The organism is Pseudorhodoferax sp. Leaf274, from assembly GCF_001422445.1.
Lineage (GTDB): Bacteria > Pseudomonadota > Gammaproteobacteria > Burkholderiales > Burkholderiaceae_C > Pseudorhodoferax.
The window spans coordinates 77,902-95,871 of record NZ_LMNA01000003.1 but is presented as its reverse complement, the minus strand read 5'-3'; the positions used below and the strand labels follow the sequence as shown (position 1 = coordinate 95,871).

Annotated in this window: 20 protein-coding genes; 10 read left to right on the top strand and 10 right to left on the bottom strand. The window is 70.2% G+C overall.

Annotation, left to right across the window (positions count from 1 at the left end; all coding sequences use genetic code 11):
• Positions 1 to 708: an SDR family oxidoreductase gene (locus tag ASF44_RS07255; protein WP_056898549.1), complete on the bottom strand. Its 708-nt coding sequence runs from the start codon at positions 706 to 708 to the stop codon at positions 1 to 3.
• 80 nt (positions 709 to 788) lie between these two features.
• Positions 789 to 1,376 carry a TetR/AcrR family transcriptional regulator gene (locus tag ASF44_RS07250; protein ID WP_056898548.1) on the bottom strand — a complete coding sequence of 196 codons (588 nt, stop codon included), beginning with the start codon at positions 1,374 to 1,376 and terminating at the stop codon, positions 789 to 791.
• A 119-nt stretch (positions 1,377 to 1,495) separates the two neighbouring features.
• Here ASF44_RS07250 and gshA point away from each other — a divergent pair, with 119 nt between their 5' ends.
• Both gshA and ASF44_RS07240 read left to right on the top strand, forming a co-directional pair.
• Positions 1,496 to 2,788, top strand: coding sequence for a glutamate--cysteine ligase (gshA, locus tag ASF44_RS07245; RefSeq protein WP_056898547.1), 1,293 nt, complete (start codon positions 1,496 to 1,498; stop codon positions 2,786 to 2,788).
• A gap of 32 nt (positions 2,789 to 2,820) precedes the next feature.
• Positions 2,821 to 4,785, top strand: coding sequence for a potassium transporter Kup (locus tag ASF44_RS07240; protein ID WP_369820905.1), 1,965 nt, complete (start codon positions 2,821 to 2,823; stop codon positions 4,783 to 4,785).
• A 64-nt stretch (positions 4,786 to 4,849) separates the two neighbouring features.
• Here ASF44_RS07240 and ASF44_RS07235 read toward each other — a convergent pair whose 3' ends face one another.
• The 3 genes from ASF44_RS07235 to ASF44_RS33235 all read right to left on the bottom strand — a co-directional run.
• Positions 4,850 to 5,284 (bottom strand): hypothetical protein, encoded by a 435-nt coding sequence (locus ASF44_RS07235; RefSeq protein ID WP_056898545.1) that lies wholly within the window; start codon positions 5,282 to 5,284, stop codon positions 4,850 to 4,852.
• 181 nt (positions 5,285 to 5,465) lie between these two features.
• Positions 5,466 to 5,672, bottom strand: coding sequence for a DUF4148 domain-containing protein (locus ASF44_RS32800; RefSeq protein ID WP_056898536.1), 207 nt, complete (start codon positions 5,670 to 5,672; stop codon positions 5,466 to 5,468).
• 58 nt (positions 5,673 to 5,730) lie between these two features.
• Positions 5,731 to 5,873 (bottom strand): hypothetical protein (locus ASF44_RS33235; protein WP_369820908.1); only part of this gene is annotated, 143 nt, incomplete at its 3' end.
• A 383-nt stretch (positions 5,874 to 6,256) separates the two neighbouring features.
• On the opposite strand from ASF44_RS33235, the gene kdpF reads away from it, so the two are divergent.
• Genes kdpF through kdpE form a run of 8 tightly spaced genes read left to right on the top strand, consistent with a single transcriptional unit; the run spans position 6,257 to position 14,559 of the window.
• Positions 6,257 to 6,355, top strand: a complete 99-nt coding sequence (gene kdpF / locus ASF44_RS07225; protein ID WP_056898543.1) for a K(+)-transporting ATPase subunit F — start codon at positions 6,257 to 6,259, stop codon at positions 6,353 to 6,355.
• Between the two features lie 4 nt (positions 6,356 to 6,359).
• Positions 6,360 to 8,060 carry a potassium-transporting ATPase subunit KdpA gene (gene kdpA / locus ASF44_RS07220; RefSeq protein ID WP_056898542.1) on the top strand — a complete coding sequence of 567 codons (1,701 nt, stop codon included), beginning with the start codon at positions 6,360 to 6,362 and terminating at the stop codon, positions 8,058 to 8,060.
• An 8-nt stretch (positions 8,061 to 8,068) separates the two neighbouring features.
• Positions 8,069 to 10,123: a potassium-transporting ATPase subunit KdpB gene (kdpB, locus tag ASF44_RS07215; RefSeq protein ID WP_056898541.1), complete on the top strand. Its 2,055-nt coding sequence runs from the start codon at positions 8,069 to 8,071 to the stop codon at positions 10,121 to 10,123.
• 11 nt (positions 10,124 to 10,134) lie between these two features.
• A complete protein-coding gene (gene kdpC, locus ASF44_RS07210; RefSeq protein ID WP_056898540.1) occupies positions 10,135 to 10,710 on the top strand; it encodes a potassium-transporting ATPase subunit KdpC in 576 nt (191 codons plus the stop codon).
• A 9-nt stretch (positions 10,711 to 10,719) separates the two neighbouring features.
• Entirely contained in the window at positions 10,720 to 11,061 is a 342-nt protein-coding gene (locus ASF44_RS07205; protein ID WP_056898539.1) for a hypothetical protein, read from the top strand.
• Positions 11,054 to 11,179, top strand: a complete 126-nt coding sequence (locus ASF44_RS33075; protein ID WP_255358192.1) for a hypothetical protein — start codon at positions 11,054 to 11,056, stop codon at positions 11,177 to 11,179. The genes ASF44_RS07205 and ASF44_RS33075 overlap by 8 nt, the downstream gene beginning before the upstream one ends.
• A gap of 12 nt (positions 11,180 to 11,191) precedes the next feature.
• The gene (locus ASF44_RS07200; RefSeq protein WP_056898538.1) at positions 11,192 to 13,861 is read left to right on the top strand and encodes a DUF4118 domain-containing protein; all 2,670 of its coding nucleotides are present in this window, start codon (positions 11,192 to 11,194) and stop codon (positions 13,859 to 13,861) included.
• Complete coding sequence (kdpE, locus tag ASF44_RS07195) at positions 13,858 to 14,559, top strand: two-component system response regulator KdpE (RefSeq protein ID WP_056898537.1); 702 nt, start codon at positions 13,858 to 13,860, stop codon at positions 14,557 to 14,559. Before ASF44_RS07200 ends, kdpE begins: the two co-directional genes overlap by 4 nt.
• A 73-nt stretch (positions 14,560 to 14,632) precedes the next feature.
• Here kdpE and ASF44_RS33230 read toward each other — a convergent pair whose 3' ends face one another.
• The 5 genes from ASF44_RS33230 to ASF44_RS07170 form a co-directional block, all read right to left on the bottom strand.
• Entirely contained in the window at positions 14,633 to 14,917 is a 285-nt protein-coding gene (locus ASF44_RS33230; protein ID WP_369820907.1) for a DUF4148 domain-containing protein, read from the bottom strand.
• A 330-nt stretch (positions 14,918 to 15,247) separates the two neighbouring features.
• Positions 15,248 to 15,505, bottom strand: a complete 258-nt coding sequence (locus ASF44_RS07185; RefSeq protein WP_056898535.1) for a DUF3297 family protein — start codon at positions 15,503 to 15,505, stop codon at positions 15,248 to 15,250.
• 31 nt (positions 15,506 to 15,536) lie between these two features.
• Complete coding sequence (locus ASF44_RS07180; RefSeq protein WP_056898534.1) at positions 15,537 to 16,169, bottom strand: VOC family protein; 633 nt, start codon at positions 16,167 to 16,169, stop codon at positions 15,537 to 15,539.
• A gap of 92 nt (positions 16,170 to 16,261) precedes the next feature.
• Positions 16,262 to 17,389, bottom strand: coding sequence for a zinc-binding dehydrogenase (locus tag ASF44_RS07175; protein WP_056898533.1), 1,128 nt, complete (start codon positions 17,387 to 17,389; stop codon positions 16,262 to 16,264).
• A gap of 66 nt (positions 17,390 to 17,455) precedes the next feature.
• Positions 17,456 to 17,935, bottom strand: a complete 480-nt coding sequence (locus ASF44_RS07170) for a carboxymuconolactone decarboxylase family protein (protein WP_056898532.1) — start codon at positions 17,933 to 17,935, stop codon at positions 17,456 to 17,458.
• Positions 17,936 to 17,970 lie beyond the last annotated feature (35 nt).

Below are 17,970 nucleotides of genomic sequence, written 5' to 3'. Positions count from 1 at the left end.
TCAGCGCGTGATCTCGCCGAGGTAGATGCCCGGCTCGGCCGACAGGCCTTGCTTGACCTGGCGCGTGAGCGCATCGCCCAGGACCTCCTCGGCGCCCGCGGCCAGGCCGTCCAGCGCGGCGCGCACGATCTCTTCGGGGGTGGACTTCGGGCCGTCGATGCCGCGCGTGAGGTCGGTGTCGACGAAGCCCATGTGCAGGCCCAGCACCTGCGTGCCCTGCCCGCGCAGCGCGTGGCGCAGGCCATTGGTGAGCGACCAGGCGGCGGACTTGCTGGAGCCGTAGACCGCCAGCATGGGCGAGCTGATCCAGCTGGCAATCGACAGCACGTTCAGGATGGCGCCGCCGCCGTTGGCCTTGAGCACCGGCGCGAACGCGCGCGCCAGCAGCAGCGGGCCGAAGTAGTTGGCCTCCAGCTGCGTGCGCGCGGCCTCCACGGCGCCATCGGCCAGGAAATCGCCCATCAGCGCGATGCCGGCGTTGTTGACCAGCAGCGTCACGTCGCCGCAGCGTGCTGCCGCCGCAGCCACCTGCTCGGGCCGCGTCACGTCCAGCGCAACGGGTTCCACGCCGGCCAACGTGATGCTGGCCGGATCGCGCGCAGCGGCGTAGACCTTGCGCGCGCCGCGCGCCAGGGCCTCGCGGGCGAAGGCCTGGCCGATGCCGCGGTTGGCGCCAGTGATGAAGACGGTGGCGTTGTCGAGTCGCATGGAAAGCTCCTGGGGGTGATTCATATGACGGTCGTCATATTTCTGGGTGTGCCGATGGGCGGGGTGGACCGGGTGCCGGCTCAGTGCGGGGGCGCGTTGTCGAACTGCGCCAGCACGCTGCGGCGCGTGGCGGCCAGCAGGGCGCGGCCTTCGGCGTTGTCGCCCAGCGCGCGTGCCAGCTGCAATGCGCCGACCAGTTGGCCGGCGACCACGCCCGCCAGCTCGCAGGCATCTTCGGGCAGCACACGCTGCACCGCGGCCACCAGGCGGCGCACGCGCTCGGCGGCGGCCTGGGCCACCTCGGCCGACTGGCGCGGCATTTCGGAAGCCAGGGCGGCCACCGGGCAGCCTTGCGTGGGGGCGCCCAGGTGGCTGTCGGACAGGTAGGCCTCGACCAGCGCACGCAGCGGGCTGGCGCCACGCGCCTGGCGTTGCGCAGTGCTCTTGGCCAGGCGTGCCGCGCTGTCGCGCCCGGCATGCGCGATGGCTTCGCACAGCAGGGCGTCGCGCGAAGCGAAATGGGCATAGAAGCCGCCGTGCGTGAGGCCGGCGCGCTTCATCACGTCGGCCACGCCCACGCCCCAGAAACCGGCCTCGCGCATGACCCCGGCCGCGGTCTCGACGATGCGGTCGTGGGTCAACTGCTTGCGGCTCGGGGCGGTGTCCATGGGCGCGGACGATAGCACGAAATATGATGGTCGTCATATTTGAAGCGCTTGCATCCGGGCCGCTCCACCCCATATCCCTAGAATTCGGTCAAATATTCCATCCGCAAGGATCCCCTTCCATGGTTCCCCACCTCATCACCGCACTGACCGGGCCGATCAACGAGCTCGAGCAGCGCATCCTCGATTCCACGCCGGCCATCGAACGCTGGTTCCGGCTGGAGTGGATGGAACACACGCCGCCGTTCTACTGTTCCGTGGACATCCGCAACGCCGGCTTCAAGCTCGCGCCGGTGGACACCAACCTGTTCCCGGGCGGCTGGAACAACCTCACGCAGCCCATGCTGCCGCTGGCCGTGCAGTCGGCGATGGCAGCCATCGAGAAGATCTGCCCCGAGGCCAAGAACCTGCTGCTGATCCCCGAGAACCACAGCCGCAACACCTTCTACCTGGCCAACGTGGCGCAGCTGCAGCGCATCTTCCACATGGCGGGCCTGAACGTCCGCGTGGGCTCGGTGGACCCGGAAATCAAGGAGACCAAGACCATCCAGTTGCCGAACGGCGAAGAGCTCACGCTGGAACCCGTCGTGCGCGGCAAGCGCCGGCTGGGGCTGAAGGATTTCGACCCCTGCACCATCCTGCTCAACAACGACCTGTCGGCCGGCGCACCCGGCATCCTGGAAGACCTGCACGAGCAATACCTGCTGCCGCCCCTGCACGCGGGCTGGTCGGTGCGGCGCAAGAGCCGGCACTTCCAGAGCTACGAGGAGGTGTCCAAGCGCTTCGGCAAGCTGCTGGGCATCGACCCCTGGCTCATCAACCCGATGTTCGCCAAGTGCGGCGAGGTCGATTTCGCCGAAGGCGCCGGCATGGACTGCCTGCAGACCAACGTCGATGCGCTGCTGACCAAGGTGCGCCGCAAGTACAAGGAGTACGGCATCAACGAGAAGCCGTTCGTGGTCGTCAAGGCGGACAACGGCACTTACGGGATGGGCATCATGACTGTGCACGACGCGGCCGAACTGCAGAGCCTGAACCGCAAGGCGCGCAACAAGATGGCCGTGGTCAAGGACGGCCAGCCGGTGCACGACGTGATCATCCAGGAAGGCGTGCTGACCGCCGAGCGCATGCACGATGCCGTGGCCGAGCCCGTGGTCTACATGATGGACCGCTACGTGGTTGGCGGCTTCTACCGCGTGCATGCCGACCGCGGCACCGACGAGAACCTCAACGCGCCGGGTTCGCGCTTCGTGCCCCTGGCGTTCGCAGAGAGTACGCACTTACCCCAGCACGGCATGAAGCCCGGCGCGAGCGCCCCGAACCGCTTCTACATGTATGGCGTGATCGGCCGGCTGGCGATGGTCGCGGCCAGCTACGAACTTGAAGCCACGGATCCCGAGGCCGAGGTCTACTGAGGCCGTGACAAAAGCAGTTGCTGCGGTGCAACATGCGCACCGCGGCTGCTTGCCGGGCCGGGGCCGAGGCGCACAATAGCTGTCCCGCGAAACACCAGCCGTTGGCCTTGCGGTCGAGCGGCTTGCCTTTGCAACACGCAAAAACCCCGCTCGTGGCGCTCACCTTGGGCGCCATAGGTGTCGTCTACGGCGACATCGGTACCAGCGTCCTGTACGCGGTCAAAGAGATCTTCGGCTCCGGCCATGTGCCGTTCACGGTGGACAACGTCTATGGCGTGCTGTCCATCCTGTTCTGGACGCTGACGGTCATCGTCTCGCTCAAGTACGTCGTGCTCGTGCTGCGCGCCGACAACGCGGGCGAAGGCGGCCTGGTCGCCATGCTGGCGCTGGCCTCGCAGTCGGTGAAGGACAAGCCCAAGCTGCGCCAGGTGCTGCTGCTGGTCGGCATCTTCGGCACCTGCCTGTTCTATGGCGACGGCGTGATCACGCCGGCCATCTCGGTGCTGTCGGCCGTCGAGGGCCTGGAGGTGGTGTCACCCGCCTTCCGCAAGGCCGTGATCCCACTCACCCTGGTCATCCTGTTCGCGTTGTTCGCGGTGCAAAAGCGCGGCACTGCGGGCATCGGCAAGTTCTTCGGGCCGCTCACGCTGCTGTGGTTCATCTCCATCGCGCTGCTCGGCATCTCGCACATCTGGCACCACCCCGAGATCCTGTACGCGTTGAGCCCGCACCATGCGCTGCGCTTCATCTGGAACAACCCGGGCACCACCTTCATCATCCTGGGCGCCGTGGTGCTGGCCGTGACCGGCGCGGAGGCGCTGTACGCCGACCTGGGGCACTTCGGCAAGCGGCCGATCCGGGTTGCCTGGTTCAGCGTGGTCATGCCATCGCTGACGCTGAACTACTTCGGCCAGGGCGCGCTGCTGCTGCGCGAACCCGAGGCCGTGAAGAACCCGTTCTTCATGATGGCGCCGGAATGGGCGCTGCTGCCGCTGGTCGGCATGGCCACGGTGGCCGCCGTGATCGCCTCGCAGGCGCTGATCACGGGTGCGTTCTCGGTCACCAAGCAGGTGATCCAGCTGGGCTACCTGCCGCGTCTGCAGGTCCAGCACACCAGCGTCAAGGCGGCCGGCCAGATCTACATCCCCTTCATCAACTGGGGCCTGTTCCTGGCGATCGTGCTGGCCGTGGTGATGTTCAAGTCGTCCAGCAACCTGGCCGCGGCCTACGGTATCGCCGTGTGCACCGACATGCTGATCACCACCGTGCTGACCTTCTTCGTGGTGCGCTACGGCTGGAAGTACCCGCTGTGGCTGTGCCTGCTGGCCACGGGCTTCTTCTTCATCGTCGACTTCGCGTTCTGGGCGTCCAACCTCATGAAGCTGTTCGACGGCGGCTGGTTCCCGCTGTTCATTGGCGCCACGATGTTCATGATCATGATGACCTGGCACGAGGGCAGGCGCCTGCTCAACGACGCGCTGCGCGCCAACTCCATCGACCTCAAGAGCTTCCTCGAATCGGTGTTCGTGAGCCCGCCCGCGCGCGTGGAGGGCACGGCCGTGTTCCTGACGGCCGAGCCCGGCAGCGTGCCCAACGCGCTGCTGCACAACCTCAAGCACAACAAGGTGCTGCACGAGACCAACCTGTTCGTCACCGTGCGCAGCCACGAGCGCCCCTGGATCGGCATGGACAAGCGCCTGCAGATCGAGGCCCTGGGCCACGACTGCTGGCAGGTGGTGTTGCACTACGGCTTCAAGAACGACCCCGACCTGCCGCGCGCGCTGCAGCAGATGCGCGGGCGCGGCTGCGAGATGGAGGCCATGACGACGAGCTACTTCCTGTCGCGCGACGTGGTGGTGCCCACGCTGGGCACCGGCATGGCGCCCTGGCGCGAGAAGCTGTTCGCGCAGATGCACCTGAACGCGAGCGCCGCGGCCGACTTCCTCAAGCTGCCCAGCAATGCGGTGGTCGAACTGGGCTCCAAGGTCGAGATCTGATCGCCCATGCAAAAAGGCCCGCGCCTTGCGGCGCGGGCCTTTTTCTTTTCGCTGGCAGAGAGGATCAGACTTCGCCGCCGGGCAGGTCGCCGGCGCGCAGCGCACGCACGGCCTCGGCGTGCACGGCTTCGCGGCTCAGCAAGCTCTTGGACGGGCGGTAACCGATGTCGGCACCTTCGCCGGCCGGTGCCAGGCGGTGGTCGCGCGCAGCGGCCAGGTACTCGCCTTGCACTTGCTGGCGCGTCAGCGTGCTGCTGCCGGCGGAGGCCACGTAGCCCGCGTCGGCACCTTCGCCGGTGGCCGGCAGCTGGTGGTTGCGTTGGGCTTGCAGGAATTCGTTGCGCACGGCTTCACGGCTCAGGCCACCCGACGAAGCGGCGGCCACGGGAGGCACGTAGCCGACTTCACCACTGGCGTTGACACCGCCGCCAGCGAATGCGGGCGCTGCGACCAGGCCGGCTGCAGCGAGCAGGGCGGAGGCGAGGATCTTGGTGTTCATGGTGCTTTCCTTCATTGACATTGACGATGGAATGAAGTTTAAAAACGGTGCCCCAGAAGAAAAACCCCGCTCAAGGCAAAGCATCGTTTCCGCTGCAGCAACAGTACGCAGGAACTTTTTGCCCATGCAAAAGGCCCGCGCCGTGCGGCGCGGGCCTTGGTCGGCAGCGGTACCGGAACGATCAGACTTCACCGCCCAGTTGCTGGCCATGGCGCACGGCGTACACGGCTTCGGCACGCACGGCGTCGCGGGTCAGGTTGCTCCTGGCGGTGGCCACCGCGCCGATGTCGGCGCCTTCGCCCACTTCAGGCAGCGTGCCGTTGCGTTCGGCCTGCAGGTATTCGGCGCGCACGGCCTCGCGGGTCAGGCTGCTCTTGGCAGAGCTCACTTGCGGCACGTAACCGACTTCACCGCTGATGTTGTCGCCAGCGAAGCTGGGGGCGGCNACGGCCTCGCGGGTCAGGCTGCTCTTGGCAGAGCTCACTTGCGGCACGTAACCGACTTCACCGCTGATGTTGTCGCCAGCGAAGCTGGGGGCGGCTGCAAAGGCGGCGGCGGCGATCAGGGCGGAGGCGAAAAGCTTGTTCATGATGGTTTCCTTCAAGTGGATGGATGCGACTGCTCATTCGGCGAGGACGGACACCTTTGTCTGCCCCCGTCTCGATGAGTCGTGTGTGCGTCTCATCGATGGCTCCATTGTCGAAGCCGCGACACCAAAGAAAAACCCACGCACGGGCAATGCATCGTTTCTCCCGCAGCAACAGTCGGCGTCTTGATACTTTCCTGATACCGGCGCTGCCAGTCCCTACACCGTCTTGAGGCGCGTCTTCGCACACTGCCTGCCTCGTATTCGATTTGCAGGGAGAGATGCATGGACATCGTCTGGATCGTTGCCACCGCAGGGTTGTGGGTGGCGACCGTGGAGCTGGCCTTCGGGCTGGCCAGGCTCGACAAGGCACGGGAGCCACGGCCATGATCGCGCTCGAAGCCCTGTACGGCCTTGCGGCCCTGATCGCCGTGCTGCTGCTGGCCTACCTGGTCTACGCATTGCTGTGCGCCGAGGAGTTCTGACGCCATGGACTCCCAAGCCTGGACCCTTCTCGCCGTGTTCCTCGTGCTGCTGGGCCTGGCGGCATGGCCGCTCGGCCACTGGCTCGCGGCGCTCTGCGAAGGCCGCCTTCCGGCCTGGCTGCTGCGGCTGGAACGTCCGCTGCTGCGCCTGGCCGGCGTGCAGACCGGTGCCGCCATGGACTGGCGCGGCTACGCGCTGGCACTGCTGGCCTTCAACGCGCTCGGTGCCTTCGCGCTGTACGCGCTGCAGCGCCTGCAAGGCCTGCTGCCGCTGAACCCGGCAGGCATGTCCGCGGTGGCACCGGACTCGGCCTTCAACACCGCCATCAGCTTCGTCAGCAACACCAACTGGCAGGGCTATGGCGGCGAGACCACGATGAGCCACCTCACGCAGATGCTGGGGCTCACGGTACAGAACTTCCTGTCGGCCGCCACCGGCATCGCGGTGGCCTTCGCGCTCGCGCGCGGCTTTGCGGCCCGCCGCGAAGCCGTGGGCCAGGGCATCGGCAACTTCTGGACCGACCTGGTGCGCATCACGCTGTGGCTGCTGCTGCCGCTGTCCTGCGTGCTCGCGCTGTTCTTCGTCGGCCAAGGCGTGGTGCAGAGCCTGGCGGCCAGCATCGAGGTGCACACGCTGCAAGGGGCGGCCACGCAGGCGATCGCGACCGGCCCGGTGGCGTCGCAGGAGGCCATCAAGATGCTGGGCACCAACGGCGGCGGCTTCTTCAACGCCAACTCGGCCCACCCGTTCGAGAACCCCACGGCGCTGGCCAACCTGGTGCAGATGCTGGCGATCTTCTGGATCCCGGCGGCGCTGTGCTTCGCCTTCGGCCGCGTGGTCGGCGACATCCGCCAGGGCTGGGCCTTGCTGGCGGCGATGACGCTGGTCTTCGTGGCGGCCGTCTGGGTCACCACGGCGGCAGAGGCAGCCGGCAATCCGCTGCTGGCCGCGCTGGGCACCGATGGCGCGGCCGGCAACCTGGAGGGCAAGGAACTGCGCTTCGGCATCCATGCCTCGGCGCTGTTCGCGGTCGTCACCACGGCCGCCTCGTGCGGCGCCGTGAACGCCATGCACGACGCCTTCACGCCGATCGGCGGCATGGTGCCGCTCATGCTCATGCAGCTCGGCGAGGTGGTGTTCGGCGGCGTCGGCTCGGGCCTGTACGGCATGCTGGTCTTCGCGGTGCTGGCGGTGTTCATCGCCGGCCTGATGATCGGCCGCACGCCCGAGTACCTGGGCAAGAAGATCGAGGTGCACGAGATGAAGCTGACCTCGGTCGCCATCCTCGTCACGCCGCTGCTGGTGCTGCTGGGCACGGCGCTGGCGGTCAGCCTGGACGCCGGCCGTGCCGGCATCGCCAACCCCGGCGCGCACGGCTTCTCGGAGATCCTGTACGCGCTGAGCTCGGCCGCCAACAACAACGGCAGCGCCTTCGCCGGCCTGTCGGCCAACACGCCCTTCTACAACGCGCTGCTGGGCGTGGCCATGTGGCTGGGCCGCTTCGGCGTGATCGTGCCGGTGCTGGCCCTGGCCGGCGCGCTGGCCAACAAGCAACGCCTGCCCGTCACGGCGGGGACCATGCCCACGCACGGCCCGCTGTTCGTGGTGCTGCTGGTCGGCACCGTGCTGCTGGTGGGCCTCTTGAACTACGTGCCGGCGCTCGCGCTCGGGCCCGTGGTCGAACACCTGATGCTGTGGAAGTGAGAGCCGCCATGTCCAACCCAAGAACCTCTTCGATGTTCGACACGGCGCTGCTCAAGCCGGCGCTGCTGTCGGCCTTCGCCAAGCTCGCCCCGCGTGCGCAGTGGCGCAACCCGGTGATGTTCATCGTCTACGTGGGCAGCATCCTGACCACGCTGCTGTGGCTGCAGGCGCCCGGCGCTGCCGACGCGGGCTTCGTGCTGGCCGTGGCGCTGTGGCTGTGGTTCACGGTGCTGTTCGCCAATTTCGCCGAAGCGCTGGCCGAGGGCCGCAGCAAGGCCCAGGCCGCGGCGCTGCGCGGGCTCAAGCGCGACACCTGGGCCAAGAAGCTGGCCGAGCCACGCCACGGCGCCACCTTCATTCCCGAGCAGGCCAGCAACCTGCGCCTGGGCGACGTGGTGCTGGTCGAGGCCGGCGACACGATCCCGCTGGACGGCGAGGTCATCGAGGGCGTGGCCTCGGTCGACGAGAGCGCCATCACCGGCGAATCGGCCCCCGTGGTGCGCGAGTCCGGCGGCGACTTCTCCTCCGTCACCGGCGGCACGCGCGTGCTGTCGGACTGGCTGGTGGTGCGCATCGCGGTGAACCCGGGCGAATCCTTCCTGGACCGCATGATCGGCATGGTCGAAGGCGCCAAGCGCGGCAAGACGCCCAACGAGACCGCGCTCACGATCCTGCTCGTGGCGCTGACCATCGTGTTCCTCGTCGTCACCGTCACGCTGCTGCCGTTCTCGCAGTTCAGCGTGCAGGCCGCAGGCAGCGGCACCGTGGTCTCGCTGACGGCGCTGGTGGCGCTGCTGGTCTGCCTGATCCCGACCACCATCGGCGGCCTGCTGTCGGCCGTGGGCGTGGCCGGCATGAGCCGCATGCTCAAGGCCAACGTGATCGCCACCTCGGGCCGCGCGGTCGAGGCCGCCGGCGACGTGGACGTGCTGCTGCTCGACAAGACCGGCACCATCACGCACGGCAACCGCCAGGCGAGCAGCTTCCTGCCGGCACCGGGGGTCGCGGCCGACCGGCTGGCACGCGCCGCGCTGCTGGCTTCGCTGGCCGACGAGACGCCCGAGGGCCGCAGCATCGTCGCGCTGGCCCAGCGTCAGCGCATCGACGACCGCGGCGTGGACGCAGCCCAGCCCGTGGCCTTCACCGCGCAGACACGCATGAGCGGGGTCGACCTGCCGGACGGCACGGCGCTGCGCAAGGGCGCCGTCGAAGCCCTGCGCCGCCACGTCGAGGCCCTGGGCGGCCAGCTGCCGCCCGAGGTCGCCCGCAGCGCCGACGAGGTCGCGCGCCGCGGCAGCACCCCGCTGGCCGTGGCCGAGGGCGCACGCGTGCTGGGCATCGTGGAGCTCAAGGACATCGTCAAGACCGGCATCCGCGAGCGCTTCGCCGAACTGCGCCGCATGGGCATCCGCACCGTGATGGTCACGGGCGACAACAAGCTCACGGCCGCCGCCATCGCGGCCGAGGCCGGGGTGGACGACTTCCTCGCCGAGGCCACGCCCGAGGACAAGCTGCGCCTGATCCGCCAGGAGCAATCCGGCGGCAAGCTCGTCGCGATGACCGGCGACGGCACCAACGACGCGCCCGCCCTGGCCCAGGCCGACGTGGCCGTGGCCATGGGCAGCGGCACGCAGGCCGCCAAGGAGGCCGGCAACATGGTCGACCTGGATTCGGACCCGACCAAGCTGCTGGAGGTGGTGGAGACCGGCAAGGCCCTGCTCATGACGCGCGGCGCGCTGACCACCTTCAGCATCGCCAACGATGTGGCCAAGTACTTCGCCATCATCCCGGCCATCTTCGTCGGCACCTACCCGCAGCTGGCGGCGCTGAACGTGATGCGGCTGGAAAGCTCCAGCTCGGCCATCCTGTCGGCCGTGGTGTTCAACGCGCTGGTGATCGTGTTCCTGATCCCGCTGGCGCTCAAGGGCGTGCGCTACCGGCCCGTGGGCGCTGCCGCGCTGCTGCGCCGCAACCTGGCCCTCTACGGCCTGGGCGGGCTCGCCGTGCCCTTCGTGGGCATCAAGCTGATCGACCTCCTGCTGGCCGCACTCGGCCTCGTCTGAAAGCCTTCGCCATGACCAAGATGATCCGCCCCGCACTGGTGCTGTTCGTGCTGCTCAGCGCCATCACCGGCATCCTTTACCCGCTGGCCGTCACGGGCGCAGCGCAGGCCGTGTTCCCTCAGCAAGCCAACGGCAGCCTGGTGCTGCAGGACGGCAAGCCTGTCGGCTCGACGCTGATCGGCCAGGCGTTCAGCGACCCGCGCTACTTCTGGGGCCGCCCCTCCGCCACCGCACCCACGCCCTACAACGCCGCGGCCTCCACCGGTGCCAACCAGGGGCCGCTGAACCCGGCGCTGACCGCGGCCGTGCAGGGGCGCGTGGCGGCGCTGCGCGCGGCCGACCCCGGCAACGCGGCGACGATCCCGCTGGACCTAGTCACCACCTCGGCCAGCGGCCTGGACCCGCACACCAGCTCGGCCGCCGCGCTGTGGCAGGCGGGCCGCGTCGCGCGGCTGCGTGGCCTGCCGCCTGCGCAGGTGCAGCAACTGGTGGCGCGCCACACCGATGCCCGCCTGTGGGGCCTGCTGGGCGAGCCGCGCGTGAACGTGCTGGCGCTGAACCTCGCGCTCGACGGCGCGGCCCGCTGAGGAAACGCCATGGCCTACGCTGCCTACCGGGAACACAGCGGCGCACCGCGGCCGCGCTGCCTGCAGCCTTCGCACGTGCTCGACGTGGTCGTGCCCTGCACCGTGGCCGCCCAGGTGCGCCGTGCGCTGGCGCGCTGCGAAGGCGCAGGCGTGTTGCGCTGCGAACCGCTGCTCGATGCCCAGGCCCAGGCCGACGACGACGTGCTGCGCGTGCGCCTGGTGGTGAGCCTGCCGCTGCCCAGCTATGGGGCGGTGCTGCACGGCGTGCTGTCGGCCGCGCCCTGCGGCGAGATCGGCCGGCTGCTGACCTGGCACGAGCACCTGGCCCGCTGCGGCCTGCGCCATGGCTGAGCTGCTGCAATTCCTGTTCGCGCTGGCCGTGCTGTTCCTGCCGCTGGCCTGCGCGTGGCTCATCGTGCGGCGTGGCGCACGGCACGGCGCGCGCCGCCACCGGCGGCCAATGCGCTAACCTGCCGCGCCGATGACCGCCACCGCCCGCCCCGACCCCGACGCCCTGCTGGCGCAGCTGCAGTCCGATGCCGCGCGCGACCAGCGCGGCCGGTTGCGCATCTACTTCGGCGCCAACGCCGGTGTCGGCAAGACCTGGGCCATGCTGACGGCCGCGCAACGGGCGCTGCAGGCCGGGCGCGACGTGGTGATCGGCGTGGTCGAGACGCACGGGCGCAGCGAGACCGCCGCGCTCGTCGCCGGCCTGCCGGCGCTGGCCCTGCGCAGCGCGCCGCACCGCGGCCACGTGCTGGCCGAGTTCGACCTGGACGCCGCGCTGGCCCGCCGTCCCGCGGTGCTGCTGGTTGACGAACTCGCGCACAGCAACGCGCCCGGCTCGCGCCACGCCAAGCGCTGGCAGGACGTGGAGGAACTGCTGGCCGCCGGCATCGAGGTCTGGTCCGCGCTCAACGTGCAGCACCTGGAGAGCCTGAACGGCACGGTGGGCGCCATCACCGGCATCCGCGTGCACGAGACCGTGCCCGACAGCGTGCTGGACGGCGCCGACGAGGTGGTGCTGGTGGACGCCACGCCCGACGAACTGGCCGCGCGCCTGGCGGCCGGCAAGGTCTACCTGCCACAGCAGGCCGAACGCGCCGCGCAGAACTTTTTCCGCAAGGGCAACCTGATCGCGCTGCGCGAGATCGCCCTGCGCCGCACCGCCGAGCACGTGGAGGACGACGTGCGCGACTGGCGTGTGGAGCAGTCCGGCGCGCCACCGGCCTGGAACACGTCGGGCGCGGTGCTGGCCGCGGTCGGTCCCGGCATGGGCGCGGCGCAGACCGTGCGCGCGGCCGCGCGTCTGGCCGGGCAGCTCAACGTGCGCTGGCATGCCGTGTACGTGGAGACGCCCGCGCTGGCGCGGCTGCCGGCCACGCAGCGCGACCGCATCCTCGCCGTGCTGCGGCTGGCCGACGAGCTGGGCGCCGAGACCGCCGTGCGCACCGGGCAGGACATCGCCGCCGAACTGGCCGCCCAGGCCCGGCAGCTGAACTGCGCCACGCTGCTCTTCGGCCGCAGCGCGGCGCCGGCGTGGTGGCGGCGCTGGCGCATGCCGCTGGCCCTGCAGCTGGCGCGCGCCGCCCCGGGCCTGGACCTGCTCAGCGTGGCCCGCAACGACAGCGCCCGCCGCCTGCCGCACCAGCGCCTGGCGGCCGAACCGGCGGTCGGCGCCGCGCCCTGGCCGGGCTATGCCTGGGCCGGCGCGGCCAGCGTGGCCGTCACCCTTCTCGCCACGCCGCTGTCGGGCGTGCTGGAGCTGACCAACATCGTCATGCTGTTCCTGCTGGGCGTGGTCGGCGTGGCCTGGCGCTTCGGCCGCGGGCCGGCAGCGTTCGCTGCCGCGCTGAACGTGCTGGCCTTCGACTTCTTCTTCGTGCAGCCGGCGTTCTCGTTCGCCGTCAGCGACGTGCAGTACCTGCTGACCTTCGCCGTGATGCTGGGCGTGGGCCTGCTCGTGGGCCAGCTGACGGCCGGCCTGCGCTTCGCGGCCAGCGTCTCGGCCAGCCGCGAGCGCCGCGCGCACTCGCTGTTCGAACTCACGCGGGAACTGTCCGCGGCACTCGAGAGCGGCCAGGTGGCCGCGCTGGGCGCGGCCGCGGTGCAACGCCATTTCGGCGGCGAGGCGCTGGTGCTGGTGGCCGACCAGGCCGAGCGGTTGCGGCTGCCGGCGCAGCCGCCGGCCGGCTTCGACGCGAGTGTGGCCGACTGGACCTGGCGCCAGGCGCAGCCGGCCGGCCTGGCCACCGCCACACTGGCGGCACAGCCCTGGCACTACGTGCCGCTGCAGGCGCCGATGCGTGTGCGCGGCGTGCTGGCGCTGCGGCCGGCGCAGCCCCGCTGGCTGCTGATCCCCGAGCAGGCACAGCAGCTGGACACGCTGGCGCGGCAGATCGCCATTGCCATCGAGCGCGTGCACTACGTGGAGGTGGCGCAGCAGGCCCAGCTGGACATCGAATCCGAGCGCCTGCGCAACGCGCTGCTGAACGCGCTGTCGCACGATGTGCGCACCCCGCTGACGGCCTTGATCGGCCTGGCCGAGTCGCTGCGCAGCCTGCCTGCGGCCGAGCAGGTGCAGGCCGCCGGCGCCATCGTGGCGCAGGCCCACGCACTGCACGCACTGGTCGGCAACCTGCTGGACATGGCGCGGCTGGAGAACGACATGCACCTGCGGCGCGACTGGCAATCGGTCGAGGAGGCCGTGGGCGCGGCGATCCGTGCGGCGCAACCTGCGTTGCAGGGCCTGGCGGTGCAGACGGCGCTGCCGGCCGACCTGCCGCTGGTGGAGTTCGACGCGGTGCTGATGGAGCGCGTGCTGGTGAACCTGCTGGAGAACGCCGCGCGCTACGGTGCGCCGCCCATCGTCATCTCCGCGCAGGCGCTGCCGCAGGCCCTGCAGCTCGCAGTGCGCGACCATGGCCCCGGCCTGCCGCCGGCACTGCGCGGGCGCGAGCAGCAGCTGTTCGACAAGTTCACGCGCGGCCAGGCCGAATCCGCCACGCCCGGCGTGGGCCTGGGCCTGGCGATCTGCAAGGCCATCGTGCAGGCGCACGGCGGCGAGATCGCCGCCAGCGACGCGGCCGGCGGCGGCGCAGAATTCCGCATCACCCTGCCGCGCCGCGAGCCACCCGACCTTCCCGCATGAAAAGCCATCCCGTCGCCGTCGTCGTCGAGGACGAACCGCAGATCCGCCGCTTCGTGCGTGCCGCGCTCGAGGCCGAGGGCTGGCAGGTGCACGAGGCCGGCACGCAGCGCGAAGGGCTGGCAGCGGCCGGCACGCGCCAGCCCGACCTCGTGGTGCTGGACCTGGGCCTGCCCGACGGCGACGGCCTGGCACTGATCCGCGACCTGCGCGGCTGGTCGGGCGTGCCGGTCATCGTGCTGTCGGCCCGCGTGGACGAGGCTGACAAGATCGCCGCGCTGGACGCCGGCGCCGACGACTACCTGACCAAGCCTTTCGGCACCGGCGAGCTGCTCGCGCGCGTGCGCGCCAACCTGCGCCGCCCGCGCGCGCCGGCCGGCGACGGGCCCGCGCAGGACGAAGCCGTGCTGCGCTTCGGCGAGGTGGCGCTGGACCGCGCGGCCCGGCTCGTGCACCGCGCCGGCGCACCGGTGCACCTGACGCCCACCGAGTACCGCCTGCTCGCGGTGCTGGCCGCCAACGCCGGCCGCGTGCTCACGCAGCGCCAGCTGCTGCGCGAGGTCTGGGGCCCCAGCCATGTCGAGCACAGCCACTACCTGCGCGTCTACATGGCGCAGTTGCGGCAGAAGCTGGAGGTGGACCCGGCGCAGCCGCGCCACCTGCTGACCGAAACCGCCGTGGGCTACCGGCTGGTGCCTTGAAAGCAAAAGGCCCGCACCTTGCGGTGCGGGCCTTGCGCGGCCTTCGCGGGCCGCCGGTCAGCGCGTCTGGCGCTCAGACTTCGCCGCCCAGTTGCTGGCCATGGCGCACGGCGTACACGGCTTCTGCACGCACGGCGTCGCGGGTCAGGTTGCTCCTGGCGGTGGCCACGGCGCCGATGTCGGCGCCTTCGCCCACTTCAGGCAGCGTGCCGTTGCGTTCGGCCTGCAGGTACTCGGCGCGCACGGCCTCGCGGGTCAGGCTGCTCTTGGCAGAGCTCACTTGCGGCACGTAACCGACTTCACCGCTGATGTTGTCGCCAGCGAAGCTGGGGGCGGCGGCGAACGTTGCGGCGGCGATCAGNGCGCACGGCCTCGCGGGTCAGGCTGCTCTTGGCAGAGCTCACTTGCGGCACGTAACCGACTTCACCGCTGATGTTGTCGCCAGCGAAGCTGGGGGCGGCTGCGAAAGCGGCGGCGGCGATCAGGGCGGAGGCAAAAAACTTCGTGTTCATGGTGTTCATCCTTGCAAATCGGTGGATCGATCCGGTCGCCAGGCCATCCTGGCGACCGCTTCGATGAACCGTTTTGCGTGTGGCTCATCGATGGGATGAACTGTAGAAGTTGTGCCTCGAAAGAAAAACCGCCCTTCAGACAATGGATCGTTTCGCCAAAGGAAACAGTGAGCGGGTCAACCTGCGCGGTAGAAGGCCTCGACCGCGCCCTTGAGCTTGATCAGCAGCGGCTTGCCCTTGCGGTCCACGGTCTTGCCGGCGGCCACCTTGATCCAGCCTTCGGACAGGCAGTACTCCTCGACATCGTGGCGCTCCTTGCCATTGAAGCGGATGCCGATGTCGTGCTGGAACACGGCCGCGACATGGTGCGGGCTGCGCGGGTCGACGGACAGGTGGTCGGGCAGCGGGGGACGGGTGCTTGCTTCTTGGTTCATGGCCGCAATTAGACCGCAGCCGGCGACCGGTTCAGCCCAGCGTGCGCAGCCCTGCCGGCGTGCGCACCTGCGCGAGCAAGCCGGGCGTGTGCGCCATGCGCACCGACAGGGCAACCGCAGGCTCGGCCACGCCCAGGCGGGCCAGCAAGGCTTGTAAGCGTTGTGGCTCAGGATGCTGCAGTTCGAGTGCCACCAGCGTGCAGCCCAGGTCGGGCAGCGCAGCCGCAGGGTGTGCGGCGGTGTCCCACTGGATCAGCGTGGGCGCGGCGCCGCCCAGCGGCAGGCTGCCATCGGCCGGCACCGTGATGCGCCAGTCGAGCGTGCCGCGCGACATGGGCAGCACCTCGCCCAGAAGCACGGCAGCGGCGGCCTCCACGACGTCGTCGGTGCGCGCCACCCAGCAGGCCAGGCGCGGCGGCGCATCGGCCGCCAGCGCATCGAGCCCGAACCAGCGCGGCCGCGCCGGCGCAGGGGCCTCCGGATCGATGGCGATGACCTCCAGGTACACCGCCTCGCCCAGGCGCAGCAGCAGGTTGTGCGTGCCCATGCGGGCATGCTGGCCTCCCGCCTGCGGGCGCACGCCGAGCTGCGCGTACAGCGCATCGCTGCCGGCCTGCAGCGTGGGCGCCACGATGGCAAGGTGGTCGATGCGGCAGCCGGGCATGTCAGTGGCGCCCGGCCGCCTGAAGCCGCTGACGCACCCCCTCGGGGGGCAGCGGACCTCGCGAAGCGGGGAAGCGTGGGGGCAGTTGCATGTCAGCCGCCCGACGGCCGCAGCAGCACCTTCTCGCCGGTCGCCTGCTTGCCGTACACGCCGATGGCCTCCAGCGTCAGCGCCTCGGCCAGGCCGACCTCGCGCGTGTAGTGGCTCGCGAAGGTGGTCGTGAGTTCGGCCGCCACGCGCGCCTTGAGCTGCTGCACATGGTGCGGGCCGATCTTCTGCAGGAACGGGAACAGCAGCCAGCCGCCCACGCCCCAGGTCATGCCGAAGCCGCGCGCGATCTCGATCGGCCCGCGGTCCAGGCTGCCATAGACGTAGACCTGTTTGTGCACGTTGCTGCCGTAGCGGCTGTAGGCGGCCTGCTCCTTGCGCGCGATGGCGGCCTCCATGGCCACGAGGATCTGGCCTGCCAGCTTGCCGCCGCCGATGGCGTCGAAGGCCAGCGTGGCGCCGGTCGCGGCGATCGCCTCGGTCAGCGCGGCCTGGAAGTCGCCCTGGCTGCTGTCGACCACATGCTGCGCGCCCTGGCTGCGCAACAGCGCGGCCTGCTCGGGCTTGCGCACGACGTTGACGAGCGGCACGCCGTCCTTCAGGCAGATGCGGTTGAGCATCTGCCCCAGATTGGACGCAGCCGCCGTGTGCACCAGCGCATGGTGGCCTTCGCGCCGCATGGTCTCCACCATGCCCAGCGAGGTCAACGGGTTGACGAAGCACGAGGCGCCCTGCGCCGCGCTGGCCCCCTCGGGCAGCGGCAGGCATTGCGCGGCCGGGATGGCGCGGTACTCGGCGTACATGCCGCCGCCCAGCAGCGCGACCTTCTTGCCCAGCAGGGCCTGGGCCGCAGCGGAGGCGCCGGCCGCCACCACGGTGCCCGCGCCCTCGTTGCCCACCACCATGGACTGGCCGACCCGGGCGCCCGCCGCGGCCAGGGCCGCGGGCGACAGGCTGGCCGTGACGACGGGACGCTCGGCCGTGCCCGATACCCGGGCCGTGGCCATGTCGGCACCGCCGAACAGCAGGCCGAGGTCGGAGGGGTTCAGCGGCGCGGCCTCCAGGCGGACCACGACCTCGTCGTCCTGCGCGGGTTGGGGCTGCGGGACTTCGGCCAGCGAAAGTTCCAGCGTGGCATCGGGGCGGATCAGCGAGCGCAGTTGCAAGGGCATGGGCGGTCCTTGGGTGGGTGGTTTCGGTGAGCCGCCCAGTATAGGAACCGCCCCGCAGTGGCGGGATCAGCCGAACCGGACCTTGTCCAGGCCAAAGGCCTTGTCGGCCGCGCCGGGCACGTTGCGAAAGGCCACGCTGAGCCGGTTCCAGGCGTTGATGCCCATCACGTTGTGCGTGAGCTCCACGATCTCCTGCTCCGAGAACTGGGCGCGCACTTCCTCGTACACGGCATCGGGCACGCCGTGGGCCGGCAGGTGCGTGAGCACCTCGGTCCAGGCGAAGGCGGCGCGCTCGCGGGCGCTGAACAGCGGCGACTCGCGCCAGATCGCCACATGGTGCAGGCGCAGCTCGCCCTCGCCGTGCAGCTTGGCCTGCTTGACGTGCATGTCCAGGCAGAAGGCGCAGCCGTTCATCTGCGAGGCGCGGATCTCGACCAGCGCCAGCAGCCTGGCGTCGAGCGGGCCCTTCTTGGCCGCGATGCTGTAGTCGGACAGTTTCTTGTAAAGCTCGGGGGCTTGCTGCAGCGCGTTGAGGCGGGGGGTCATGGTGGTTCCTTTCGGGGTGGATGGATCGGTCTCTT